Origin of the sequence: Micromonospora sp. SL4-19 (assembly GCF_047921475.1) — a bacterium.
Classification (GTDB): domain Bacteria; phylum Actinomycetota; class Actinomycetes; order Mycobacteriales; family Micromonosporaceae; genus Micromonospora.
The window spans coordinates 189,496-212,172 of sequence record NZ_JBLROB010000001.1 but is presented as its reverse complement, the minus strand read 5'-3'; the positions used below and the strand labels follow the sequence as shown (position 1 = coordinate 212,172).

Here is a 22,677-nt window from a genome sequence, read left to right as displayed (position 1 = left end):
CCGGCCGAGGGTGGAGTCATGACGACGACATCGATACGCCGACCGGGCCGGACCGCTCCGCTGGCCGCCGGTTGGCTCGGGTTGTGGGGCGGGCTCGCCCTGGTCGGGACGCTCGCCGGCGCCGGTTACCCGTTCGGCGCGAACGACGCGTACGGCGAGGCGAGCCTGCTGCGGTTGCTGCCGGTCCGGTACGGGCCACCGGTCTTCGCCGCGGTGCTGCTCAGCGCCGCGGTCGCCGCGCTCGCCATGGCCGGCACCGCCCGCCCGCCCCGGCCGCTGCGGGGCCTGCTGCTCGGCTACGGGTGGGTGGTGGCCGTCGCGCTGGCCGTGGTCGTGCCGGACGTGCGGGTGCTGATGATCCTCGGTTACCTGCCCATGTTGGTCATCGGCGCGCCGTTCGGCTGGCCGCCGGTCGACTACGCCCAGATCTTCGACTGGACGCTGGCCGCCAAGTTCTCCGCCCTGGCCGCGGGCCTCCTGCTCGCCGCCGCGGTGCTCGCCTGGCAGCGGCGTACCGCGGGTGCCTGTGCGGCGTGCGGCCGGGACGGCGACGAGGCCGGCTGGACCGCACCGGAGGCCGCCGCGCGGTGGGGCCGCTGGGCGGCGTGGACGGCCGCCGCCATCCCGCTCGTCTACGCGGCGACCCGCCTCGCCTGGGCGCTGGGCTTCCCGCTCGGCATATCCCGGGACCTCTTCGAGGAGCTGCACCAGACCGGCCTGGTCTGGGCCGGTGTCGGGCTCGGCACCTTCGCCCTGCTCGGCGCGGTGCTCACCCTCGGGCTGGTCCAGCGGTGGGGCGAGGTGTTCCCGCGTTGGATGCCGGGCCTGGCCGGGCGTCGGGTGCCGCCGATGCTCGCCGTCGTCCCGGCCACCCTGGTGGCGGTCGCGGTGACCGCCGGCAGCCTCGGTGAACTGGTCACGCCCGAGTTCTGGCACGTGGAGGGCGGGCTCACCTCGGCCACGTTCCCGGTGCTGTTCTGGCCGCTGTGGGGGCCGGCGCTGGGTGCGGCGACCCTCGCGTACAACCTGCGCCGGCGGGGGGCCTGCGCCCGCTGCCGGCGGCCCTGACCTGGCCCGGTTCCCGGCCGGTGATCGGCGCCGGATTCCCGGCGGAGGTGAAGACGGGCGCAACGTCATCCGGTCGCAGTACCGTTGGCCGGGTGACTGCGCCCCACCAGGTTTCCCCGGTCCCGCCCGCCGACCTGCCCGGCACGCTCGGTGAACTGCGGGCGTCCGGGCACCACTACCGCACGGTCAAGCAGGAGATCCGGGCCAACCTCCTCGCCCGGATGCGCTCCGGCGCGGACCGCTTCCCCGGCATCGTGGGCTACGAGGACACGGTGCTGCCGGAGGTCGAGCGGGCCCTGCTCGCCGGCCACGACATGGTGCTGCTCGGCGAGCGGGGCCAGGGCAAGACCCGGCTGATCCGCTCGCTCGGCGCGTTGCTCGACGAGTGGACCCCGGTCATCCCGGGTTCGGTGCTCAACGAGCATCCGATGCACCCGCTCACCCCGGCGTCGCGTGCCCTGGTCGCCGAGCGCGGCGACGAGCTGCCGATCGGCTGGCTGCACCGTTCGATGCGGTACGGCGAGAAGCTGGCCACCCCGGACACCAGCGTCGGCGACCTGATCGGCGACGTGGACCCGATCCGGATCGCCCAGGGGCGTACCCTCGGCGACCCGGAGACGATTCACTTCGGACTCGTGCCCCGGACCAACCGGGGCATCTTCGCCGTCAACGAGCTGCCCGACCTGGCCGAACGGATCCAGGTGGCGCTGCTGAACGTGCTGGAGGAGCGGGACATCCAGGTCCGCGGTTACCAGCTGCGGCTCCCGCTCGACCTGCTCCTGGTGGCCAGCGCCAACCCGGAGGACTACACCAACCGGGGCCGGATCATCACCCCGCTGAAGGACCGCTTCGGAGCCGAGATCCGCACCCACTATCCGGTCGACCTGGAGCTGGAGCTGGCCCTGATCCGGCAGGAGGCCGACCTGGTCGCGCAGGTCCCGGAGCACGTGCTGGAGGTGCTGGCCCGGTTCGCCCGCGCGGTCCGTGAGTCGCCGTCGGTGGACGCCCGCTCCGGCGTCTCCGCCCGGTTCGCCATCGCCGCCGCGGAGACCGTCGCGGCGGCCGCGCTGCGCCGCTGCGGCCTGCTCGCCGCCTCCGCTGCCGCCCCTGGCGAGGCCGCGGTCGCGCGGGTGGGGGACGCGGTGTCGGTGACCTCGACGTTGCGCGGGAAGGTGGAGTTCGAGAGCGGTGAGGAGGGGCGGGAGATCGAGATCCTGGCCCACCTGCTGCGTACCGCCACCGCCGAGACGTTCCGGGCCCGGTTGGCCGGGCTGGACCTGTCCGGGTTCACCGCGCTGGTCGCCGAGGGCGGGGTGATCGAGACCGGGGAGCTGGTCTCGTCGGCCGAGCTGCTGGGTCAGGTCGGCACCCTGCCCGGGCTGGCCAAGGTGCTCGACCGGCTCGGGCTGGGCGACGCGCCGAGCCCGGAGGAGGCCGCCGCCGGGGTCGAGTTCGTCCTGGAGGGGCTGCACCTGACCCGCCGGCTGGGCAAGGACGTCACCGATTCGGGGCGCACGGTCTATGGCGGTCGGGGCTGACCATGGCCGGCAACCGGTTCCGGTACGGCCAGTGGCGCGGCGGGCCCGACCCGCTCGCCCCGCCGTACGACGTACGGGCCGCGGTGGACGCGGTCGGTGCGGAGGTGCTGGCCGGCGGCAGCCTGCGGGAGGCGCTGCGCGACCTGTTGCGGCGTGGCCCGCAGGGACGCGGCGGCCTGGACGAGTTGGCCGCCCGGGCCCGGCGGCTGCGCCGGGAGGCCCTGTGCCGGGGCGACCTGGACGGCGCGGTGACCCGGTCCCAGGCGCTGCTGGACCAAGCCCTCGCCGCCGAGCGGGAGGAGCTGCGCGGCCGGGACGGCGACGACGCGCGCTTCGCCGAGGCGGTGCTGGACGCTCTGCCCCGCTCGACCGCCCGGGCGGTGGCGGAGTTGGCCGGGTACGACTGGGCCAGCGACGAGGCCCGGCGGACGTACCAGCGAATCCTGGACGGGCTGCGCGGCGAGGTGCTGGAGCAGCGCTTCGCCGGGCTGCGGGACGCGGCGCGGGCGGCCGCCGATCCGGCCGCCCAGCAACGGCTCGCGGAGATGATGCGCGACCTCAACGACCTGCTCGCCCGGCACGCCCGCTCGGAGGACACCACCGACGCGTTCGCCGAGTTCATGCGCCGGCACGGCGAGTTCTTCCCGGAGCGGCCGAAGGACGTCGACGAGCTGGTCGACGTCCTGGCCCGGCGGGCGGCGGCGGGGGAGCGGCTGATGCGGTCGCTGTCGGACCGGCAGCGCGAGGAGCTCGCCGGGCTGATGCGCCAGTCCCTGGGCGAGCAGCTGGCCGGGGAGTTGTCGCAGCTCGACGCCCAGCTGCGGGCGCTGCGCCCCGACCTGAACTGGCAGCGCGGCGAGCGGATCCGGGGCGACCAGCCGCTCGGCTACGGCGAGGCGACCGGGGCGCTCGGTGAGATCGCCGAGCTGGACGAGCTGCTCGACCAGCTCGACCAGGACCAGCCCGGCGCCACCCTGGACGACGTGGATGTCGACGCGGTGGCCCGGACGTTGGGCCGGGACGCCGCGGACGACGTACGGCGGCTGCGGGACCTGGAGCGGGAGCTGCGCCGCCAGGGTTGGGTGACCCGGGACCCCGACGGGCTGACCCTCAGCCCGAAGGCGTTGCGCCGGCTCGCCGGCACCGCGCTGCGGCGGGTCTTCGCCGATCTGACCGCCGGCCCGCGGGGCCAGCACGACCTGCGTTCGGCCGGTGCCGCCGGCGAGGTCAGCGGCGCGTCGCGGCAGTGGGAGTACGGCGACGAGCAGCCCCTCGACGTGGTGCGCACGCTCACCCGCGCGGTACGCCGGTCGGGACCGAGCGTGCCGGTGCAGCTCGCGGTCGAGGACTTCGAGGTGGTGGAGACCGAGCGGCGGGCGTCGGCGGCGGTGGCGCTCTGCGTCGACCTGTCGTACTCGATGATCTCGCAGGGCCGCTGGGGGCCGATGAAGCAGACGGCGCTGGCGCTGTCGCACCTGGTGGCGACGCGCTTTCCGCAGGACGCGTTGCAGATCGTCGGGTTCGGCCGGGAGGCGAGGCCGCTGACCCAGCAGGAGCTGGCGGCGGTGGAGCCGGACCTGCAGCAGGGCACCAACCTGCAGCACGCGCTGCGGCTCGCCGGCCGGCACCTGCGCCGGCACCCGGGCGCCGAGCCGGTGGTACTGGTGGTCACCGACGGCGAACCCACCGCGCACCTGGACCCGGAGGACGGCGAGGCGTACTTCCACTGGCCGCCGCTGCCCGAGACGATCGAGGCGACCGTCCGGGAGGTGGACCGGCTGACCCGCTACGGTGCCACGCTGAACCTGTTCATGCTGGGCGACGACCCGGGCCTGCGCCGCTTCGTCGACGCGGTGGCCCGCCGATCCAAGGGCCGGATGTTCACCCCCGACCTCGACGACCTCGGCGAGTACGTCGTCTCCGACTACCTGCGCGCCCGTCACGGCCGACGTTGACGCGCACCGACAGAGGTGCCCGGACCCCGTCCGGGTGAACCCGGCGCGGTAGTCGCGGCGGCGCCGTCCGCGGGCGCGGTTGGATGCGGGCATGGACGGCGTGGACGCCGCGGAGCTGCGGCGGGTGTACGAGGCGGTGCTCGTGGAGGTGGACGCGGGCGGGTTCGGGCCGCCCGAGGACGGGGAGCTGAGCGCCGAGCAGATCGTCGCCCACCTGGCGGCCAACGACGAGTTGATGAGCGAGGCGACCGAGGCGGTGCTGGCCGGCTCGCCGTTCGCGTACTACGACCTGGAGACCATTCACCGGCCGCAGCTCGACGCGCTGGTGTCCGAGTGCGGCGGGTTGGACGCGCTGGCCGCGCTGCTGCGGGCCACCAGCCAGAAGCTGTGCACCCTCGCCGAGCGCCTCGGCCCGGCCGCGGAGACCCCGGTCGACACCGTGCTGCGGGAGGGCTTCGACCTGGACGTGGACGAGTCGCTGCCCTGGGGGCGGGCCTTGGACCTGCACACCCGGGTCCACCTCCCGATGCACCTGGCCCAGCTCCGCGCGCTGCGCCACCATCCGCAGCCCGCCTGACGGGCGGCTCAGGAGATGCGGCGGAAGGTGCGCCGGTAGGCGGTGGGGGCGACGCCGACGCGGTGGTGGAAGTGCTGGCGCAGGGCGGCGGCGGTGCCGAAGCCGGCGTGCCGGGCGATCTGGTCGACGGTCAGGCCGGTGGTCTCCAGCAGCAGCCGGGCGTGGTCGGTGCGCTGTTGGAGCAGCCACTGCGCCGGGCTGAGCCCGGTTTCGGAGCGGAAGTGCCGGGTGAAGGTGCGGACGCTCATCCGGGCGTGCGCGGCCAGGTCGCGCAGGGCGACCGGCTCGTGCAGCCGCTGCCGGGCCCATTCCCGGGTGGCCGCGGTGCCCGCCTCCGCCGTGCGGGGGATCGGGCGTTCGATGTACTGGGCCTGGCCGCCGTCCCGCCACGGTGGCACCACGCAGCGCCGAGCGGACCGGTTGGCCACCGCGCTGCCGTGGTCGGTGCGGATGACGTGCAGGCAGAGGTCGATGCCGGCGGCCACCCCGGCCGAGGTGAGCACCCCTTCGGAGTCGAGGAACAGCACGTCCGGGTCGAGGTCGACGCCCGGGTGGAGCCGGCGGAAACGGTCCGCGTACGCCCAGTGGGTGGTGGCCCGACGGCCGTCGAGCAGGCCGGCGGCGGCCAGCACGAACGCGCCGGTGCAGATCGACATGATCCGGGTGCCCCGCTGGTGGGCGGCGCGCAGCGCCGCCGCCACCTGCGGATCCACCGTCCCGTCGACCATCGGCGGGCCGTCGTGGATGCCGGGGACGATCACCGTGTCCGCCGCCTCGACCAGCTCCAGCCCGTGCTCGGGAAGGACCTGGAAGCCGGCGGTGCTGCGGACCGGGCCACCACCGGGGGTGCAGACCTCGACGGTGTAGAGCTGATCGAGGTCGCCGGTGCGGGCGGTGCCGAAGACCTGGGACGGGGTGCCCAGGTCGAGGCCGACCACGTCATCGAGGGCGAGCACCGCGATCCGGTGCGGGACGACAGCCATGGCCCGATTATTGCGCATGATGGCTTTCCGGCCACTCGTCGTGCCGGCGGCCGACCCGGAGACTCGGTGCGTGACCCGACACCGTCTCCACCCGGCCTGGACCGTGGCCGCCGTCGCCTTCGTGGCGCTGGTCGGCGCGGCCGGCTTCCGCGCCACCCCCGGGGTGCTGCTGCACCCGCTGCACGCCGAGTTCGGCTGGCCGCTGGCCACCATCTCCGCCGCCGTCTCGGTCAACCTGATGCTCTACGGGCTGACCGCCCCGTTCGCCGCCGCGCTGATGGACCGGTTCGGCATCCGCCGGGTGGTGGCCGCCGCGCTGGTGCTGGTGGCCCTCGGCAGCGGGCTGACCGTCGTGATGAGCGAGAGCTGGCAGCTGATCCTCTGTTGGGGCGTCCTGGTCGGGCTGGGCACCGGTTCGATGGCGCTGGCGTTCGTGGCGACGGTGACCGGGCGCTGGTTCGTCCACCGCCGGGGCCTGGTCACCGGCGTGCTCACCGCGGGCGGGGCGGCCGGGCAACTGGTCTTCCTCCCGCTGCTCGCCGTGCTGGTGCGCGACCACGGCTGGCGGCTGGCGGCGCTGGTCGTCGCCGGGGCCGCGCTGGCGGTCGTACCCCTGGTGGCCTGGCTGCTGCGCGAGCACCCGGCGGATCTCGACCTGCCCGCCTACGGCGCGACCGAGGTGTCCCCGCCGGCGCCGCCGGCCGGCGGGGCGGCGGCCCGGGCGGTCGGCGCACTCGCCGCCGCCGCGCGGACCCGGCCGTTCTGGCTGCTCGCCGGCGGTTTCGCCATCTGCGGAGCGACCACCAACGGCCTGGTCGGCACCCACTTCGTGCCGGCCGCGCACGACCACGGCATGCCGGAGACCACGGCCGCGGGTCTGCTCGCCCTGGTCGGGATCTTCGACATCGTCGGCACGGTGGCCTCCGGCTGGCTCACCGACCGGGTGGACAGCCGGCTGCTGCTCGGCGCCTACTACGCGCTGCGCGGCGCGTCACTGCTCGTGCTGCCGGGTCTCTTCGCCGGCACCGCCGAGCCCAGCATGCTGGTCTTCATCGTCTTCTACGGCCTGGACTGGGTGGCCACGGTGCCGCCGACCGTGGCGCTGTGCCGGGAGTACTTCGGCGCGTCCGGCGCGGTGGTCTTCGGCTGGGTGTTCGCCGCCCACCAGGTCGGCGCGGCGGTGGCGGCGACCGGAGCCGGGCTGGTCCGTGACCAGCTCGGCGACTACGCCCTGGCCTGGTACGCGGCCGGAGCGCTGTCGATCGGTGCGGCCGGGCTCTCCCTGTTGCTGCGCCGCCGGGAGCCGGTGCCGGTGCTGGTCGAACCGGTGCCGGTCGCCGCCGGTCGGCGGGCGTGGAGCTACCGGGGCTGACCCCTCAGCCGAGCGCCCACTGCTGTTCGGGAGCGCCGGTGCAGGGCGCCTGTTCGAGTGGGCCGCCCGCTTCGGTGCCTGCGCCGTGGACCTGCGCGCACTTGCCGCTGTGCACCGCGACCAGCAGCACCGCTCCGCCGTCGGCCGGGGCGAGCCGCCACTGCTGGTTGGCCTGCCCGTTGCAGGACCACTGCACCACGTTCGTCCCGTCGTCGGTGCTCTGCCCGTAGACGTCCAGGCACATGCCGCTGACCGCGTTGGTCAGGCTGAACACGTCGGCGGCGACCTGCGTGGCCACCCACTGCTGCTCCGGGCCGCCGGTGCAGTCGGCCAGCGCCGCCTGCGCACCCTCCGGGTTGTCGCCGATCGCCGCGACGCAGCGCCCGGAGGGCACCCCGCGGAACACCTTCGGCCCGGCCGCGGGGGCCGGCGGGGGCGCCGGCGGCGGCGCCTCCGTGGTGGGCGCGGCCTCGGTGCTGGGTGCCGCTTCGGTGGTGGGCTCGGCCTCGCTCGACTCGCTCGCCGTCGGGCTCGGCGCGGCGGCGGCTGCGGGCACCATCGGCTGGTCGCCGCCGCCACCGAGCACCCCGCTGACGAAGAGGACCCCCACGAGTACGCCGACCACGGCGACGCCCAGCGCGATCCGCATCAGCGGGTCCTGCGGCAGGAGAGACGCGACCGAACGGCGGGTGCCGTAGACGGTGCCGGGCGGGTCGGTGCGTGGCTCGGACATGGAGGCATCCTCACCCACGGCGACCGTGGGTGGCCAGTCGCCCCGGGGCCGGGTGACTCAGTCGACGACCCGGACGTCCTTCCAAAACGCCACCCGATCGCGCACCATCTCCGCCTCGGGCTTCGGGTCGGGGTAGTATCAGACGGCGTCGGCGCTGGTCCGGCCCTCGTGTTCGAGCGTGTAGTACGACGCGGTGCCCTTCCACGGGCAGAACGTGTGGGTGGCGGAGTCCCGGATCAGGTCCGCGCGCAGCGCCGTACGCGGGAAGTAGTGGTTGCCCTCGACCAGCACCGTTTCGTCACTCTCCGCGACGATCAGGTCATTCCAGACGGCTCTCGGCATGCCCCCACGCTATGCCCGCGGGCGAACCGGCCACCGTCAGCGGGCGGGTTCCGGGTCGGTGACGTCGGCGACCGTCGCGCCGAGCGTGGCGATGGCGGCGTCGGCGTCGACCGCCACGGCGACTCCGTGCTCGCCCGCGCCCAGGGTGATCTCCCGGCCGCACAGCCGCTCGTCGGCGACCACCGGCCAGGCGGTGGTCGAGCCGAACGGGGTGATGGTGCCCCGCTCGTAGCCGGTGGCGGCCCGGGCCGACTCGGCGTCCGGCATGGACATCCGGCTCACCCCGAGCAGGGCGCGCAGCTTGGGCCAGGAGATGACCCGGTCGCCGGGGGTGAGCACGAAGAGATGGTCGTCCTCGCCCCGGCGCACCACGATGGTCTTGACCACGTCGGGGACCGCGACGCCGCGCGCCCGCGCCGCCTCGGCGAGGCTGCGCACCGGGCCGTGCCGGATCACCCGGTAGGGCAGTCCGGCGGCGTCGAGAGCGGCGATCGCGGTGGATGGCATGCCGGCCACGTTAGCTCGCCGGCCGACCGGAGGACCCGAAAAGGCCATGGTGGACATCCCGCCACGGCAGCCGAGCAGGCGTAATGTGATCTCATGCGTGCACAGCGTGTGGATCATCCGGTTGACCATGATCAAGCGGTGGACACGCTGCGGCGGTCGTACGCCGCGGTGCCCGCCGGAGAGCCCGTACGGCTCGCCAAACGCACCTCGAACCTGTTCCGCCCGAGATCGGCACCGCGCAGCCCGGGTCTGGACGTGAGCGGCCTGACCGGGGTGCTCTCCGTCGACCCGGCCGCGCGGACCGCCGACGTGCAGGGCATGTGCACCTATGAGGACCTGGTCGACGCCACCCTGCCGCACGGGCTGATGCCGCTGGTCGTGCCGCAACTGCGCACGATCACCCTGGGGGGCGCGGTCACCGGGCTGGGCATCGAGTCCACCTCGTTCCGCAACGGGCTGCCGCACGAGTCGGTGTGCGAGATGGACGTCCTCACCGGGGCCGGCGAGATCGTCACCGCCCGGCCCGGGGGCGAGCACGCCGACCTGTTCCGGGTCTTCCCCAACTCGCTGGGCAGCCTCGGCTACGCCACCCGGCTGCGCATCGAGCTCCAGCCGGTCCGCCGGTACGTGGCCCTGCGCAACATCCGGTTCACCCGGCTGGAGGAGTTGGCCGAGGCGATCGGCGAGGTGGTCGCCAAGGGCTCCTGGGAGGGCGACCCGGTCGACGGGATGGACGGGGTGATGTTCAGCCCCGGCGAGGCGTACCTGGTGCTCGCCACCTTCGTCGACGACGCCACCGGGCGGCCCAGCGACTACACCGGCCAGGACATCTACTACCGGTCGCTGCGCCGGCGCACCCGGGACGTGCTCACCACGTACGACTATCTGTGGCGTTGGGACACCGACTGGTTCTGGTGCTCGGCGGCGTTCGGGGTGCAGCACCCGACGGTCCGCCGGCTCTGGCCGGCGCGGTGGCGGCGCAGCGACGTCTACCACCGCATCGTCCGGCTGGAGCACCAGCACCAGGTGGCCGCCCGGATCGACCGCTGGCGGGGCCGTCCGGCCCGGGAACGGGTGGTGCAGGACGTGGAGATCCCGCTCGACCGCACCCCCGAGTTCCTGCGCTGGTTCGCCCGGGCGGTCCAGATGACTCCGGTCTGGCTCTGCCCGCTGCGGCTGCGCGAGCCGGCCGGCCCCGGATCCGCACGCGCCTGGCCGCTGTACCCCCTCCGGCCCGGCGAGACCTACGTGAACATCGGCTTCTGGGGGAGCGTGCCGATCACCGAGGGCGCCGCCGACGGCGACGTCAACCGGGAGATCGAGCGCGCGGTGTCGGAGACGGGCGGGCACAAGTCGCTCTACTCCGACGCGTACTACGACCGGGAGGTGTTCGACCGGCTCTACGGCGGGGAGACCTGGCGCGCCGTGAAGCACCGCTACGACCCGGATCACCGGCTTACCGGACTGTACGAGAAGGCGGTAGCGCGAGCATGAGTCTGATCGATCGAGAACAGGGGGCGGCGAACGCCCCGGCCGACCCACCGGCGGGCGGCCGGCGTACCGGACCGACCGTGGCGGACGTGATCCGCGCGGTCACCACGGGCGACCTGCCCATTCGCATCACCGGATACGACGGCAGCGCCGTCGGCCCGGCCGACGCCGGGATCACCCTGACGATCCATTCCGAGCGGGGGCTGTCCTACCTGCTGACCGCGCCCGGCGACCTGGGCATGGCCCGTGCCTACGTGAGCGGTGATCTGGGGCTGGAGGGCGTGCACCCGGGCGACCCGTACGAGGCGCTCAAGGTGGTCAAGGACGAGGTGCACCTGCGGATCCCGCCGGTGGGCGAGGCGCTGCCCCTGGTGAAGGGGCTGGGCTGGGAGCGGCTGATGCCGCCGCCGCCCCCGCCACAGGAGGCCGCGCCGCGTTGGAAACGGGTGATGACCGGGCTGCGTCATTCACGCCACCGGGACAGCAGCGCGATCTCCCACCACTACGACGTCTCGAACGCCTTCTACGAGAAGGTGCTCGGCCCGTCCATGACGTACACCTGCGCGGTGTACCACAGCCCCGACGACACGCTGGAGCAGGCGCAGCGGGCCAAGTACGACCTGGTCGCCGGGAAGCTGGCGCTCAAACCGGGGATGCGGCTGCTCGACGTCGGCTGCGGCTGGGGCGGCATGGTCCGGCACGCGGCCCGGGAATACGGCGTCAAGGCGCTCGGGGTGACCCTGTCGTGGGCGCAGGCGCAGTGGGCGCAGGCGGCGATCGAGCGGGAGGGGCTGGGTGAGCTGGCCGAGGTGCGGCACCTGGACTACCGGGACGCGCCGCACGAGCAGTTCGACGCCATCTCCTCGATCGGGCTGACCGAGCACATCGGGGTGCGCAACTACCCGGCCTACTTCGGGGCGCTGCGCAGCCGGTTGAAGCCCGGCGGACGGTTGCTCAACCACTGCATCACCCGCGCGGACAATCGTGCCCCGCACCGCTCCGGCGCGTTCATCGACCGGTACGTCTTCCCCGACGGCGAGCTGGCCGGGCCGGGCCGGCTGATCAGCGAGATCCACGACGCCGGGCTGGAGGTGCACCACGAGGAGAACCTGCGGCAGCACTACGCGCTGACGCTGGCCGGCTGGTGCCGCAACCTGGTCGAGCACTGGGACTTCTGCGTCGGCGAGGTGGGCCCGGGCACGGCCCGGGTGTGGGGGCTCTACATGGCCGGCTCCCGGATGGCCTTCGAGCGCAACGAGATCCAGTTGCACCAGGTGGTCGCCACCCACAACGCCGCGCAGGGCGTCAACCGCTACCCGCTGCGTCCCGACTGGACGCCCTGACCTCATCGGATCAGCGAAGGGCCGCGCGGTTCGCGCGGCCTTTCGTCGAACCTATTGACAAAGAAGTTTTGTACGTACAAACTGATTTTGCCATGAGAGACGTCCTGTACCTGGAAGAACGTGAGCAGGCAGAGGCCCTGCTCAAGCCGCAGCGCATCGAGGTGCTGAGGCACCTCGCCGAGCCCCGCACCTGCACCGAGGTCGCGGGCCTGCTGGGGCAGACGCCGCAGCGCGTCTACTACCACGTCAAGCAGCTGGTCGCGGCCGGGCTGGCGGAGCAGGTGTCCGAGCGGCGGGTGCGCGGCATCACCGAGGGCATCTACCAGGCCGTTGCCCGGTCGTACTGGCTGTCACCCCGCCTCGTTGGACGGATCGGCGGGGCGCGGCGGGCGCAGGACGAGTTGAGCCTGGGCTACCTGCTCGACCTGATGGAGGAGGTCCAGGCCGACATCGCGGCCCTCGACCGCGCCGCGCCCGAGCTGCCGTCGATCGGCGTCTCCGGCGAGATCCGGGTGCCGGCCGAGCGGCGCCAGGAGTTCCTGCACGACCTGCAGTCGACGCTGCAGGACCTGTTCACCCGCTACGGCGGCGCCGAGGGAGACGCCTTCAAGCTCGCCGTGGCCTGCTACCCGAAGGGCGAAAACAATGAGTGATCTGCTGACCATCCGGGTTCGGCTCGCCGCGCCGGTGGAGCGTGTGCGGCGCGCGCTGACCGACCCCGCCGAGCTGCGCGTCTGGTTCGCCGAGCACGCCGAGGTCGAGCTGCCGCAGCGGTACGTGTTCTGGGGCCGCTTCACGCCGGAGGGCGACGCCCCGCACCAGCGACTGCTGCACGCCGACGACCACACCCTGCGCTTCGCCTGGCTGCTCGGCGACGTGGAGACCACCAGCGAGATCGAGCTGACGCCGCAGGGGGAGCACACCGAGCTGACCCTGCGGCAGAGCCACTTCGTCTTCAGCGAGGCGCTCGACGGCAGCACCATCCGGGGTGTGCTGCAGACCTGGTGGAGCCTGGCGCTGGCCAACCTCAACGCCCACCTGGAGGGGCGCGACCTGCTGCCCCGCACCGACTTCACCTCGGCCGACCTGCGCGGCGAGCTGATGATCAACGCCCCGTTGGACCGGGTGTGGACCTCGCTGACCGACTCCGAGCAGGCCAGCGCCTGGTTCGGGTTCCCGATCGGCATCGAGCCCTGGGTCGGCGGCCGGTACGCCATGGGCGGCTTCGAGAACGGGTACGCGGCCAAGGTGGTCGACCTGGAGCCGGGCCGCAAGATGTCCATCGACTGGGGACCGACCGGCGTCAGCACCTGGGAGCTGGCCGAGTCCGGCGGGAAGACCCGGCTGACCTTCGTGCAGAGCGGCTTCGACGAGGGCAACCCCCCGTACGCGGCGTGGACCGGGTCGGTGTCCGGGCTGTCGGAGCTGCGCCGCTTCCACGAGATGGCCGACTGGCAGCCGATCTGGCTCGCCGAGGAACTGCCGGCGGGCAGCTCGACCAGCTGACCACCCCCTGCGCGGCGGGCGGCCAGCTCGGAAAACCGCGAGGGCCCGGGCAGACGTCAAGTGCGTCTGCCCGGGCCCCTGGTGTGGATACTTACCGCACCGGCTGGCCCGGGGGCACGTTCAGGACGAGAAGCTGGCCCTTCTCGACCAGCTCCGGGTCCGCGGACTTGGTGTGGTTCTGCACGTCCAGCAGGTACTTGCCCTCACCGAGGAACGGCACCGGGATGATGCCCGACGACTCCTCGTCATTGGTGTCGAAGTACTTGCCGCCGGCGAGGAAGCGCTGCGGGTCGTGGTCGGTGATCCGGCGCACCGCGCCCGAGGCGATGTCGTACTGGTAGACGCCCGCCAGGTAGACCTGGTTGCCCGGGTCCTCCTGCATGAGCACCTGGCCGCGGTCGTTGATGGTGATGTTGTCCATCATCTTCGGGCCGCTGGCCTGGTCCGCCGGGCCCTCGAACACCATGGTGAGGGTGCCGCCCTTGGCCGGGTCGGTCACGTCGTTGAACGACAGCTTCCACAGCCGGCTGTGCTTGGTCATGCTGGCGGTGGTGGCGAAGTAGAAGTCGCTCGGGTTGTTCGGGTCCCAGGCGCCGTCCTCGGGCCGGTCGAACGAGGTGCCGCCGGTGGACGACAGCGTGAAGGGCAGGGAGCCCTTGGTCCACGCCGTGGTGCTGTCCTCCACCGCCATGCTCGGCACGGCGATGGTGTAGCTCCTGCCGCCGGCGAGGCCGGCCTTCTCCACCGGGTTCCCGGTGGTCTTCTTGTCACCGACGTAGAGCGTGACCTCGCCCGCCCCGCCGTCGCTGGTGCCCATCGCCACGGTCTTGTCGCCGCTGGCCGGGTTGGCGACGATGTTCTCCCAGCTCCCGGTGCCGAAGCCGGGCAGCTCGTAGGACTCGCCGGTCTCGACGACGTGGCCGAAGGCGCGCCCGCCGGTCGACTCCTCGCCGTTGGTGAAGATCCGGCCGTCGTAGCCCTTGCCCGTGACCGGGTTGAAGTACGCGGTCCGGGCGGCCAGGTCGGCCGAGCAGAGCCGGTTGAACACGGCACCCGGCGTGTCGACGTACTGCCCGTTGCTGGACAGGAAGACCTTGCGGATCAGGTCGCTGCCCGACAGCACCCGCAGGGTCTTCTTGTCGATGACCCACTTCGAGATGAAGGCGCCCTTGCCGCCGTGCGCCCGGAGCACGCCGGCGTTGTTCGCGAACTCGTGGTTCATCAGGACGGTGAAGGTGCCGTCGCCGTTGTCGAACGCGCCGAGGCCGTCGGGGATGCCGGCCATGCGGTAGCCGCCGACCGAGTCGCCGGTGGTGAGCAGCGACGTCAGGGTGATGCCGGGCGTGGCGCGGACCTGGTACGGGGCGTCGCTGCTGCTCGGGCCGGTCGAGCCGCCCGGCGCCGCCGACGCGGCACTGCCGACGGCCAGGGCAGCCGCTCCGGCGATGGCGACGGCCGACAGCCGCCGCTTGGAAAAGATGTGCATCGTTGCTTCCTCCTAGCGGGGGAGTGCCCGCGACCGCGGACGCGTCGGCGACGCTACGAGGACCAGGTGAAGCGATCGGCGGTCCGCTGTGACGAGCGGGTGAACAGCATGCGTGCCTCGCTCCAACAGTCGGCGGCCGGCGCCCTGTTCGTCCAGTTCAGCGCTCTCCCGGTCGGACGAGACCGCTCTCGTACGCGTACACGACGGCCTGCACCCGGGTACGCAGATTCAGCTTCATCAGCACCCGGGAGAGGTGGGTCTTGACGGTGGCCTCGCCAAGAAAGAGGCGACCGCCGATCTCGGCGTTGGTGAGCCCCTCCGCGACGAGGCGCAGCACGTCGATCTCGCGGGCGGTGAGCTGGTCGAGTTCGCTGGACCGGAGGCGGACCGGTTCCGGTTGCGCGGCGAAGCCGCGGATGACCCGGAGGGTGACCGCCGGGTCGAGCAGTCCGCGCCCGGCCGCCACGGACCGCACTCCCTCGACGAGTTGCTCCGGTGGGGAGATCTTGAGCAGGAACCCGCTCACGCCCGCCCGTAGCGCCGCCGCCACGTGCTCGTCCTCGTCGAACGTGGTCAGAATGATGATCTTCGTGTCCGGTGCCGCGGCGAGCAGCCGCCGCGAGGCCTCCAGGCCGTCGACGCGCTGCATCCGGATGTCCATGAGCACGACGTCCGGTCGCGTACGGGTGACCAGGTCGACCGCCTGGTCGCCGTCCGACGCCTCGCCCACCACGGTGATGTCGGGCTCGCCGCTCAGCACCATCCGCAGGCCGACCCGGACCATCGCCTCGTCGTCGACCAGTACGACCGAGATGCTCATGATCGACTCCTACCGGCCCGGCACCGCGAAGTGGGCCCGCACCGCGTACCCGCCCTCCGGCAGCGGTCCCGCGTCGAATGACCCGTCGAAGAGCGCCACCCGCTCGCGCATCCCCACCAGGCCGTGGCCGCCCCGGCGATGGTGAGCGCGGGCCGGCACGAGATCGCCGGGCTCGTTGACGACGGACACGGTGACCCCGTCCCCGGCGTAGGAGATGGTCACCGCCGTCGGTACGGAACCCGCATGGCGAAGCACATTGGTCATCGCCTCCTGCAGCACCCGGTAGGCCGAGGTGTCCAGGCTGCGGGGCAGGGGCACCGGCTCGCCCTCCACCCGTAGCCGCACCGGCAGGCCCGCCCGTTGCACCTCGGCCAGCAGGGCGTCGGCCCGCTCCAGCGTGGGCTGCGGGGCGGCGGCCCCGGCCGTGCCGCTCTCCCGCAGGATGCCCACCAGCCCCCGCATCTCCTCCACGGACTGGCGGCCGAGGCGCTCGAGTCCCAGCACGATCTCCTGCTGTTCCGGGCGATCGGCAAGCTGCCGGCGCAGCCCACCCAGCTGCAACGTCATCACGCTGACCGAGTGGGCGACCGCGTCGTGGACCTCCCGCGCGATGCGCGCCCTCTCCTGGATCACCGCGGCCTGCGCGTTGGCCTCGCGTTCGGCCTCCAACGCCGCGGCCAGGTCCGCGAGCTGGGCCGCACGGGCGGCGTTGCTGCGGGCGAGCAGCCCCAGGAACCAGCCCGGCACCAGGATCGCCGGGACGAACAGCAGCTCCCAGGAGGGTTTGCCGGTGACCACCGAGGTGAGGGCGAGCGCGACGGCCCCAACGCCGAGCGCGATCGACGAACGCCGCGGCGGCTCCCGCCACCCGACCCAGCCCACCACACCGATCAGCCCGATCATGGCCGCCCCGCCCGGGCCCGGCGCGCCCAGCAGCGCCCCGACGGGGTAGCAGCCGGCGGCGAGCACCGTGCCGGTGAGCGGGAACCGCCGCGCCAGGACGATCCCGCCGCCGAGAAGCACGCCCGACACCCAGGTGGCGACCGCGGCGTCCCCGAAGAACGGGTCCAGGGTGGTCTCCACGACCGCGAGTACGCCGATCAGCGGCCCGAGGACGAACGGGATGAGGCCGGGATCGCGTAGCCGGGCGAGGGTCATGGTTGGCACTGTAGGTGGCCGATTCGCCGCTGCCGTCCGCCGTGCGGTGGATGGCGACCGGCTCCAGGTCCACCGTTCGGTGAGCGCGGGAGGGGCGCGTATCCACTGGTGGGGTGGTCCGACCCGGTGCGCCGCGACGGACGCGCCCGAACGCCCGTGGACGGCATCGTCAGCACCGACACGCCAACGGCCGCCCGAGTGCGGCCCGCGACAGGGAGTGACGATGATCAGCAACATCAACAGCGCCGGCCTGACCGAGCCGACGGCCACCGGCGGCGGTACCCGCGGCCAGAACGCGCTGCGCCGTCTCGGCGCGGGCGCGCTCATCGGCGGTCCGGTCCTATTCCTCGCCGGGATGCTGACCTGCCCCCCGCAGGCCAGCGAGTCCACCGCCGACTACGTGCTCTCGCTCGCCCAGGACAGCGGGCAGACCCAACTCTCCGCGATCCTGCTGCACTACGGCACGCTGATCGGCGCGCTCGGCCTGCTCGCGGTGCCCGGTTTGGTCCGTGGCGCGCGGGGGCGGGCGCTCACCCTGGTCGGCGTGCTGCTCGCCGCCGTCAGCCTGCTCAACATCTCCGGGGCGGTCAAGGACGACTGGTGGCGGATGGAGATCGGCCAGCGGCTGCCACTGGACGTCGCCGTCGGCATCTCCGACGCGGTCGACAGCGCCAGCCTCATGCCGCTGTGGCGAGGAACCACCATGTTCGCCCAGCTCGGCCTGCTGCTGATCTGCATCGGCCTGGCCCGCGCCGGCGTGGTCGGATGGTGGATGACGTTCGCGTTCGTGGGCACCTTCGCGGCCGTCATGTTCATCCCGGTGCACCTGACCCTCGTCATGGGTGCGGTGTTCTCGCTGCTGTTGCTGCCCCTGGTGGTCGCCGGCGTCCGCATCGCCGGACGCGAGCGGGAGAACATCGCCTGATCGCGTGTATGGCTCCGGCGGCTGGGTGGGTCAGCAGGCGCTGACCCACCCTCCAACAGCTGTGGTGACGGCCGGGCTCACACCCGCCTGCGGACCCAGGCGACAATGGCGGTCGCGGCGAACAGGATCGCCCCGACCACGAACAGCCAGAACAGGCCCTTCGCCACGAGCCCGATGACCACCAGCACCAACCACACCAGCAACAGGGCAACGAGCAGCGCGATCATGGCCGCCGCATACCCACGGGTGACCTGCGCAAACCGGGGTGGACGTCTCCTCACCGACCCACGTCGGCCGCCCGGCGCAGCAGCGCCCGCCGCTCCGGTGCCGAGCCCACCGCCTCGGCGGCTGCTCGGAACAGAGCGGCGGCCCGGTCGGGGTCGCCGTGCCGGGCGGTCAGCTCGGCCTCGGCGGCCAGCGCCGGCGGGTACCCGTCCAACGCGCCGCCGGCGCGGGCCTCCGCGAGCAGCGCCAGCCCGGCCGCCGGTCCGTAGGCGTAGCCGTGGGCGACCGCCCGGTTGAGCCGGACCACCGGGGTGGGGTGGAGCCGGACCAGGTCGTCGTACCAGCCGGCGATGGCCGGCCAGTCGGTGTCGGCGCCGGTGGGGGCGGTGGCGTGGCAGGCGGCGATGCGGGCCTGCAGGGCGTACGGGCCGTGGCCCGCCCGGTCCAGCAGGGCGACGCCCTCGGCGACGACGTCCCGGTCCCACCGGGAGCGGTCCTGCTCGTCGAGGGTGAGCAGGTTGCCGTCCGGGTCGCGGCGGGCGGCCCGGCGAGAGTGGTGCAGGAGGAACAACGCGAGCAGCCCGGCCACCTCCGGCTGGCCCGGCATCAGCGCGGCGAGCAGCCGGGCCAGCCGGATCGCCTCGGTGGCGAAGGCAGGCTCACCGTCGGCGTCGTACCCCCGGGTGAAGAGCAGGTAGAGCACGGCCAGGACGCCCGGCAGCCGCTCGACCAGCGCGGACCCGGTCGGCACCCGGTACGGGACGCCGGCGGCGGCGATCCGGGTCTTCGCCCGGGTGAGCCGTCGGGTCATGGTCGACTCGCTGACCAGGAACGCGCGGGCGATGTCCGCGGTCGGCACCCCGGCCACGGTGCGCAGGGTCAGCGCCACCCGGGCCTCCAACGCCAGCGCCGGGTGGCAGCAGGTGAAGATGAGCCGCAGCCGGTCGTCCACCACGTCTCCTCCCGTCGGTGCCGGCTCGGGATCGGTGAGCAGCGCGAGCTCGCGCAGCTTGCGGCGTTCCACCGTGGCGCGGCGCAGGGTGTCCATGGCCCGGTTCCGGGCGACCGTCATCAGCCAGCCGCCCGGATTCGCCGGTACGCCGTCGCGGGGCCACCGCTCCAGCGCGGCGGCGAGGGCCTCCTGGGCGCAGTCCTCGGCGAGTGTCCAGTCGCCGGTGACGCGGATCAGGGCGGCCACGATCCGCGGGTACGCCTCGGTACCCGCGTCGGCGACCGCCCCGGCCGCGTCGGTCACCGGCGTCAGTCCAGGTCCACGAGGGGACGCAGCTCGATCCGGCCGGCGTACGCCATCGGGTGGGCGCGGGCCACCTCGACCGCCTCGTCCAGGTCGGCGCAGTCGAGCAGGTCGAAGCCCACGATCACCTCCTTGGTCTCGGCGAACGGGCCGTCGGTGAGCAGCAGTTCGCCGTCGCGGACCCGGACCGTGGTGGCCGCCGACGGCGCGGCGAACCTGCTGCCCGTCACGCGCTGGCCGCTGGCGTCCCGCTCGGCCACCCACTTCTCGATGTCGGGCGCGGCGCTCGGGTCCTTGTCCGGCTCGGTGTCGGTGCAGACGAGCATCATGTACTTCATCGGTTCGCTCCTCCGTGTCGTGTCGTGGTTCCGCCCAGCTGACGAACGAGGGACCTGGATCCGGACACCTGCGTACCAGAAATTTCCGGCGGTCATGTCCCGGGCCCGGCTGCGCTGTTCAGCGGAGAGTCACGCCGTCGTGGTCCGTGCGCGGCTGTTCGGCGCCGGTCGTGGTCGTACCGGTCGGCCGACCCTGACGAACGGTGGAGCTCTCCTCACGCGTTGTTCATCTCTTGCATGTCTGGCGTGAGCCGATGGATGCGGGAGACGACATCCCTGCTCCCGAACCTGATCCCGTCCTGGGGATGAGCGGTTCCGCATGAGGAAGGGGTCGTGGTGCAACTCGCGCGCTTCGTGTTCCTGACCGTGCTTCCGTCCGCCGGTTCGCAGGGCGACTCGCCCGGCGGCGTGGTGTGGATGCTGGTCTCGCCAAACAACCGCGCCCTCGGGCGGGGCGCCGGCGTCCACCGCAGCTACGCCGACTGCCGTGACGCCGTGCTGATGCTGCGCGAGGGTGGGCCGCGCTGCCACCCGCTGCTGAGCAACGTGGAGGAGACCGGCCAGTGGACCTGGCGGGTCGAGCTCGACGACCGGCAGGTCGCCGGGGCCAGCCGCTCCTACCTGCGGATGCGGGAGTGCAGCTACAACCTGGAACGATTCCTGGAGGCGCTGCCCGCCGCCGAGGTGGTGCCCGGCACCCGCACGGTGCGGCGGGGACGCTGGCACGGTGGCCCGGGCGAGGGCGACACCCGACCGGGCACGCCGGTGCGTCGGGTGCTCCGGTGACCGCCACCATGCTGCCGGTCGAGGTCGACGCGCCGTCCGACCGGCCGCGGCGGATCCGCCAGCGCCGCGGCCCGGCCGACCTGCTCTTCCGCGGCGGGGTCCGCGGCGCGGGGCTGCTGGTCCTGCTCATCATGACGATGGTCGGGGTGTTCCTGACGTACCGGGCGGCGCTGGCGCTGCGGGTGGCCGGACCGGACTTCCTGACGACCCGGACCTGGGAGCCGGATTCCGGCACCTTCGGCATCGCCGCGGTGCTCACCGGCACCGTGCTGATCGCCGCGGTGGCGATCAGCGTGGCGGTGCCGCTGGCCACCGGCACCGCGCTCTACATCTCCGAGTTCGCGCCCCGGCGGCTGCGGCGCACCCTGGTCAGCCTCGTCGACCTGATGGCCGCGGTGCCGAGCGTGGTCTACGGCCTGTGGGGCGCGTTCCTGCTGCAGGGTCAGGTGATCGGCCTGTCCCGCTGGATCTCCACATGGTTCGGCTGGATCCCGCTGTTCCGGGTGCCGGGCGCCGATCCGCGTGACCCGCTGTCGCCGGCCGCCGCGTACACCTCGTCGACCTTCATCGCCGGCCTGGTGGTCGGGCTGATGATCACCCCGATCGTGTGCTCGGTCATGCGCGAGGTCTTCTCCCAGGCCCCGGTGGGGGAGCGGGAGGGCGCGTACGCCCTGGGTGCCACCCGCTGGGGCATGATCCGCGCCGTCGTGCTCCCCTTCGGTCGAGGCGGGATGATCGGCGGCTCGATGCTCGGGCTGGGCCGGGCACTCGGTGAGACCATCGCCGTTTACATGATCATCTCGCCGGTCTTCGCCATCCAGCCGCACCTGCTGGCCAACGGTGCCAACAGCGTCTCGGCGCTGATCGCGCTCCGCTACGGCGACGCCTCGAAGATCGGCATCTCCGCGCTGATGGCGGCCGGTCTGGCGCTGTTCGCGCTGACCCTGGTGGTCAACTTCGTCGCCTCGTCGATCATCGCCCGGAGCCGGTCGGGTGCCGCAAGTGACGCCTGAGGAGAGTCGATGAGCACCGACACGGTCCCGACCACCGTTCCCACCGCGCCACCGCCGGCCGCCACCACCACCGTTCCGGTACGCGAGCCGCGCCCCGCCGGACCGGAGCCGCGCCGCCGCATCGGCGGGGTGCGGCGCAGCGACGTGCTCGCCCTGCTCGGCGCGGCGGCGGCGGCGCTCGCACTGACCACCGTGGTCTTCGTCCGGCTGGCCCCGTTCAACGGCCCGCTCGGCTTCGTCGTGCTGGCCTGGCTGACCTTCGTCGGCTGCTACGCGCTGCTGGTCTCGCTGGACGAGGACGGGCCCACCGTCCGGGACCGGACGGTCGCCGTCGTCGTGCACAGCCTGGCGGCTCTGCTGCTGCTCGCCCTCGTGGTGGTGGTCGCCTACCCGGTTTCCCGCGGTGCCAAGGCGATCTTCTGGCACGGCAACTTCTTCACCGAGGACCTCTCCTCCGCCGGCCCGCTGCTCCCGCTGAACCGGGGCGGCATCCTGCACGGGATCGTCGGCACCCTGGAGCAGATCACCATCGCGCTGATCATCACCATCCCGCTCGGGCTGGCCAGCGCGGTCTTCCTCAACGAGGTGCCGGGCCGGTTCACCCGGGTGGTGCGTACCGTCTGCGAGGCGATGACCGCGCTGCCGTCCATCGTGGCCGGCCTGTTCATCTACGCGACCGTGATCGTCACGCACCGGGTGGAGCGGTCGGGCTTCGCCGCCGGCCTGGCGATCACGGTGATGATGCTGCCGATCGTCATCCGCGCCGCCGACGTGGTGCTGCGGCTGGTCCCCGGCACGCTGCGCGAGGCGTCGCTCGCCCTGGGGGCGCCGCAGTGGCGGACCGCCCTGTTCGTGCTGCTGCCGACGGCCCGGTCCGGGCTGGCTACCGCGGTGATCCTGGGCACCGCCCGGGGCATCGGGGAGACCTCGCCGGTGCTGCTCACCGCGGGCTTCGCCGACGGGCTCAACCTCGACCCGCGCCACGGCCCGCAGGTCTCCCTGCCGTTGATGACCTTCAAGCTGGTCGGCTCCGCCTCGGCGTACGACGTGTCCCGCGGCTTCGGCGCGGCCACCGTGCTGCTCGTACTGGTGCTGCTGCTGTTCGTGCTGGCCCGGCTCGTCGGCGGACGGGGACCGGGCCAGCTCAGCCGCGGCCAGCAGGCCAGCCGGGTCCGCGCCTCCCGTCGCGACGCGCTCCGATACGCCCGTCGCGCCTCCGCCGCCCCCGATTCCGGATCCACCCCAGAGTGAGGACA

The 22,677-nt window shown here is 73.3% G+C and carries 22 protein-coding genes and 1 pseudogene; 13 read left to right on the top strand and 10 right to left on the bottom strand.

Translation table 11 applies throughout. The features are described 5' to 3' along the window. Positions 1–18: 18 nt before the first annotated feature. The 4 genes from ACNAVT_RS00890 (at position 19) to ACNAVT_RS00875 (ending at position 5,138) form a co-directional block, all read left to right on the top strand. Positions 19–1,068, top strand: a complete 1,050-nt coding sequence (locus tag ACNAVT_RS00890) for a hypothetical protein (RefSeq protein WP_416291844.1) — start codon at positions 19–21, stop codon at positions 1,066–1,068. A gap of 92 nt (positions 1,069–1,160) precedes the next feature. Further along, positions 1,161–2,606, top strand: coding sequence for a magnesium chelatase (locus ACNAVT_RS00885; protein ID WP_416291842.1), 1,446 nt, complete (start codon positions 1,161–1,163; stop codon positions 2,604–2,606). Between the two features lie 2 nt (positions 2,607–2,608). Further along, a complete protein-coding gene (locus ACNAVT_RS00880) occupies positions 2,609–4,561 on the top strand; it encodes a VWA domain-containing protein (protein WP_416291840.1) in 1,953 nt (650 codons plus the stop codon). Between the two features lie 100 nt (positions 4,562–4,661). After that, the gene (locus ACNAVT_RS00875; RefSeq protein WP_416292808.1) at positions 4,662–5,138 is read left to right on the top strand and encodes a hypothetical protein; all 477 of its coding nucleotides are present in this window, start codon (positions 4,662–4,664) and stop codon (positions 5,136–5,138) included. Between the two features lie 8 nt (positions 5,139–5,146). On the opposite strand, the gene ACNAVT_RS00870 is transcribed toward ACNAVT_RS00875, so the two are convergent. After that, positions 5,147–6,121 (bottom strand): GlxA family transcriptional regulator, encoded by a 975-nt coding sequence (locus ACNAVT_RS00870; RefSeq protein WP_416291838.1) that lies wholly within the window; start codon positions 6,119–6,121, stop codon positions 5,147–5,149. A gap of 70 nt (positions 6,122–6,191) precedes the next feature. On the opposite strand from ACNAVT_RS00870, the gene ACNAVT_RS00865 reads away from it, so the two are divergent. Next, complete coding sequence (locus ACNAVT_RS00865) at positions 6,192–7,493, top strand: MFS transporter (RefSeq protein ID WP_416291836.1); 1,302 nt, start codon at positions 6,192–6,194, stop codon at positions 7,491–7,493. A gap of 4 nt (positions 7,494–7,497) precedes the next feature. Here ACNAVT_RS00865 and ACNAVT_RS00860 read toward each other — a convergent pair whose 3' ends face one another. The 3 genes and pseudogenes from ACNAVT_RS00860 to ACNAVT_RS00850 all read right to left on the bottom strand — a co-directional run bounded on the left by ACNAVT_RS00860 (position 7,498) and on the right by ACNAVT_RS00850 (position 9,075). After that, the gene (locus tag ACNAVT_RS00860) at positions 7,498–8,226 is read right to left on the bottom strand and encodes an RICIN domain-containing protein (protein ID WP_416291834.1); all 729 of its coding nucleotides are present in this window, start codon (positions 8,224–8,226) and stop codon (positions 7,498–7,500) included. 57 nt (positions 8,227–8,283) lie between these two features. Further along, positions 8,284–8,568: pseudogene (locus ACNAVT_RS00855) on the bottom strand (DUF427 domain-containing protein). Between the two features lie 36 nt (positions 8,569–8,604). Then, positions 8,605–9,075: an aminoacyl-tRNA deacylase gene (locus ACNAVT_RS00850; RefSeq protein WP_416291832.1), complete on the bottom strand. Its 471-nt coding sequence runs from the start codon at positions 9,073–9,075 to the stop codon at positions 8,605–8,607. Positions 9,076–9,168: 93 nt separating this feature from the next. Between ACNAVT_RS00850 and ACNAVT_RS00845 the strand changes: the two genes are divergently transcribed. The 4 genes from ACNAVT_RS00845 (at position 9,169) to ACNAVT_RS00830 (ending at position 13,415) form a co-directional block, all read left to right on the top strand. Continuing rightward, positions 9,169–10,569: an FAD-binding oxidoreductase gene (locus ACNAVT_RS00845; RefSeq protein WP_416291830.1), complete on the top strand. Its 1,401-nt coding sequence runs from the start codon at positions 9,169–9,171 to the stop codon at positions 10,567–10,569. After that, entirely contained in the window at positions 10,566–11,909 is a 1,344-nt protein-coding gene (locus ACNAVT_RS00840; RefSeq protein WP_416291829.1) for a class I SAM-dependent methyltransferase, read from the top strand. The genes ACNAVT_RS00845 and ACNAVT_RS00840 overlap by 4 nt, the downstream gene beginning before the upstream one ends. 92 nt (positions 11,910–12,001) lie before the next feature. Next, positions 12,002–12,562 carry a helix-turn-helix domain-containing protein gene (locus tag ACNAVT_RS00835; protein ID WP_416291827.1) on the top strand — a complete coding sequence of 187 codons (561 nt, stop codon included), beginning with the start codon at positions 12,002–12,004 and terminating at the stop codon, positions 12,560–12,562. Beyond that, positions 12,555–13,415 (top strand): SRPBCC family protein, encoded by an 861-nt coding sequence (locus ACNAVT_RS00830; RefSeq protein ID WP_416291825.1) that lies wholly within the window; start codon positions 12,555–12,557, stop codon positions 13,413–13,415. The genes ACNAVT_RS00835 and ACNAVT_RS00830 overlap by 8 nt, the downstream gene beginning before the upstream one ends. Before the next feature lie 91 nt (positions 13,416–13,506). Here ACNAVT_RS00830 and ACNAVT_RS00825 read toward each other — a convergent pair whose 3' ends face one another. The 3 genes from ACNAVT_RS00825 to ACNAVT_RS00815 all read right to left on the bottom strand — a co-directional run bounded on the left by ACNAVT_RS00825 (position 13,507) and on the right by ACNAVT_RS00815 (position 16,879). Continuing rightward, positions 13,507–14,901 (bottom strand): hypothetical protein, encoded by a 1,395-nt coding sequence (locus tag ACNAVT_RS00825; RefSeq protein WP_416291823.1) that lies wholly within the window; start codon positions 14,899–14,901, stop codon positions 13,507–13,509. Positions 14,902–15,058: 157 nt separating this feature from the next. Beyond that, positions 15,059–15,721: a response regulator gene (locus tag ACNAVT_RS00820; RefSeq protein WP_416291821.1), complete on the bottom strand. Its 663-nt coding sequence runs from the start codon at positions 15,719–15,721 to the stop codon at positions 15,059–15,061. Positions 15,722–15,730: 9 nt separating this feature from the next. Continuing rightward, positions 15,731–16,879 carry a sensor histidine kinase gene (locus ACNAVT_RS00815; RefSeq protein ID WP_416291819.1) on the bottom strand — a complete coding sequence of 383 codons (1,149 nt, stop codon included), beginning with the start codon at positions 16,877–16,879 and terminating at the stop codon, positions 15,731–15,733. 223 nt (positions 16,880–17,102) lie between these two features. On the opposite strand from ACNAVT_RS00815, the gene ACNAVT_RS00810 reads away from it, so the two are divergent. Then, a complete protein-coding gene (locus ACNAVT_RS00810) occupies positions 17,103–17,804 on the top strand; it encodes a hypothetical protein (RefSeq protein ID WP_416291817.1) in 702 nt (233 codons plus the stop codon). Between the two features lie 77 nt (positions 17,805–17,881). Here the strand turns inward: ACNAVT_RS00810 and ACNAVT_RS00805 are convergent, their stop codons facing one another. The 3 genes from ACNAVT_RS00805 to ACNAVT_RS00795 are packed head-to-tail and all read right to left on the bottom strand — an operon-like array spanning position 17,882 to position 19,622. Continuing rightward, positions 17,882–18,031, bottom strand: a complete 150-nt coding sequence (locus tag ACNAVT_RS00805) for a hypothetical protein (RefSeq protein ID WP_416291815.1) — start codon at positions 18,029–18,031, stop codon at positions 17,882–17,884. A 50-nt stretch (positions 18,032–18,081) separates the two neighbouring features. Continuing rightward, a complete protein-coding gene (locus ACNAVT_RS00800) occupies positions 18,082–19,284 on the bottom strand; it encodes an RNA polymerase sigma factor (protein WP_416291813.1) in 1,203 nt (400 codons plus the stop codon). Positions 19,285–19,289: 5 nt separating this feature from the next. Further along, on the bottom strand, positions 19,290–19,622 hold the full coding sequence (locus ACNAVT_RS00795; RefSeq protein WP_416291811.1) for a YciI family protein: 333 nt from the start codon (positions 19,620–19,622) through the stop codon (positions 19,290–19,292). Positions 19,623–19,955: 333 nt separating this feature from the next. Here ACNAVT_RS00795 and ACNAVT_RS00790 point away from each other — a divergent pair, with 333 nt between their 5' ends. Genes ACNAVT_RS00790 through pstA form a run of 3 tightly spaced genes read left to right on the top strand, consistent with a single transcriptional unit; the run spans position 19,956 to position 22,672 of the window. Then, the gene (locus tag ACNAVT_RS00790; protein WP_416291809.1) at positions 19,956–20,408 is read left to right on the top strand and encodes a hypothetical protein; all 453 of its coding nucleotides are present in this window, start codon (positions 19,956–19,958) and stop codon (positions 20,406–20,408) included. Then, on the top strand, positions 20,405–21,421 hold the full coding sequence (gene pstC / locus ACNAVT_RS00785) for a phosphate ABC transporter permease subunit PstC (protein WP_416291807.1): 1,017 nt from the start codon (positions 20,405–20,407) through the stop codon (positions 21,419–21,421). Before ACNAVT_RS00790 ends, pstC begins: the two co-directional genes overlap by 4 nt. 9 nt (positions 21,422–21,430) lie before the next feature. Beyond that, positions 21,431–22,672, top strand: a complete 1,242-nt coding sequence (gene pstA / locus ACNAVT_RS00780) for a phosphate ABC transporter permease PstA (RefSeq protein WP_416291805.1) — start codon at positions 21,431–21,433, stop codon at positions 22,670–22,672. Positions 22,673–22,677: the final 5 nt, after the last annotated feature.

What these genes read in the sequence shown, in the direction of transcription:
- ACNAVT_RS00880 (WP_416291840.1), top strand. Translation starts at nt 2,609, where the DNA reads ATGGCCGGCAACCGGTTCCGGTACGGCCAGTGGCGCGGCGGGCCCGAC.
- ACNAVT_RS00825 (WP_416291823.1), bottom strand. Translation starts at nt 14,901, where the DNA reads ATGCACATCTTTTCCAAGCGGCGGCTGTCGGCCGTCGCCATCGCCGGA.
- ACNAVT_RS00870 (WP_416291838.1), bottom strand. Translation starts at nt 6,121, where the DNA reads ATGGCTGTCGTCCCGCACCGGATCGCGGTGCTCGCCCTCGATGACGTG.
- ACNAVT_RS00805 (WP_416291815.1), bottom strand. Translation starts at nt 18,031, where the DNA reads ATGATCGCGCTGCTCGTTGCCCTGTTGCTGGTGTGGTTGGTGCTGGTG.
- ACNAVT_RS00850 (WP_416291832.1), bottom strand. Translation starts at nt 9,075, where the DNA reads ATGCCATCCACCGCGATCGCCGCTCTCGACGCCGCCGGACTGCCCTAC.
- pstA (WP_416291805.1), top strand. Translation starts at nt 21,431, where the DNA reads ATGAGCACCGACACGGTCCCGACCACCGTTCCCACCGCGCCACCGCCG.
- ACNAVT_RS00835 (WP_416291827.1), top strand. Translation starts at nt 12,002, where the DNA reads ATGAGAGACGTCCTGTACCTGGAAGAACGTGAGCAGGCAGAGGCCCTG.
- ACNAVT_RS00795 (WP_416291811.1), bottom strand. Translation starts at nt 19,622, where the DNA reads ATGAAGTACATGATGCTCGTCTGCACCGACACCGAGCCGGACAAGGAC.
- ACNAVT_RS00860 (WP_416291834.1), bottom strand. Translation starts at nt 8,226, where the DNA reads ATGTCCGAGCCACGCACCGACCCGCCCGGCACCGTCTACGGCACCCGC.
- ACNAVT_RS00845 (WP_416291830.1), top strand. Translation starts at nt 9,169, where the DNA reads ATGCGTGCACAGCGTGTGGATCATCCGGTTGACCATGATCAAGCGGTG.
- ACNAVT_RS00810 (WP_416291817.1), top strand. Translation starts at nt 17,103, where the DNA reads ATGATCAGCAACATCAACAGCGCCGGCCTGACCGAGCCGACGGCCACC.
- ACNAVT_RS00840 (WP_416291829.1), top strand. Translation starts at nt 10,566, where the DNA reads ATGAGTCTGATCGATCGAGAACAGGGGGCGGCGAACGCCCCGGCCGAC.
- ACNAVT_RS00820 (WP_416291821.1), bottom strand. Translation starts at nt 15,721, where the DNA reads ATGAGCATCTCGGTCGTACTGGTCGACGACGAGGCGATGGTCCGGGTC.
- ACNAVT_RS00890 (WP_416291844.1), top strand. Translation starts at nt 19, where the DNA reads ATGACGACGACATCGATACGCCGACCGGGCCGGACCGCTCCGCTGGCC.
- ACNAVT_RS00815 (WP_416291819.1), bottom strand. Translation starts at nt 16,879, where the DNA reads ATGACCCTCGCCCGGCTACGCGATCCCGGCCTCATCCCGTTCGTCCTC.
- ACNAVT_RS00830 (WP_416291825.1), top strand. Translation starts at nt 12,555, where the DNA reads ATGAGTGATCTGCTGACCATCCGGGTTCGGCTCGCCGCGCCGGTGGAG.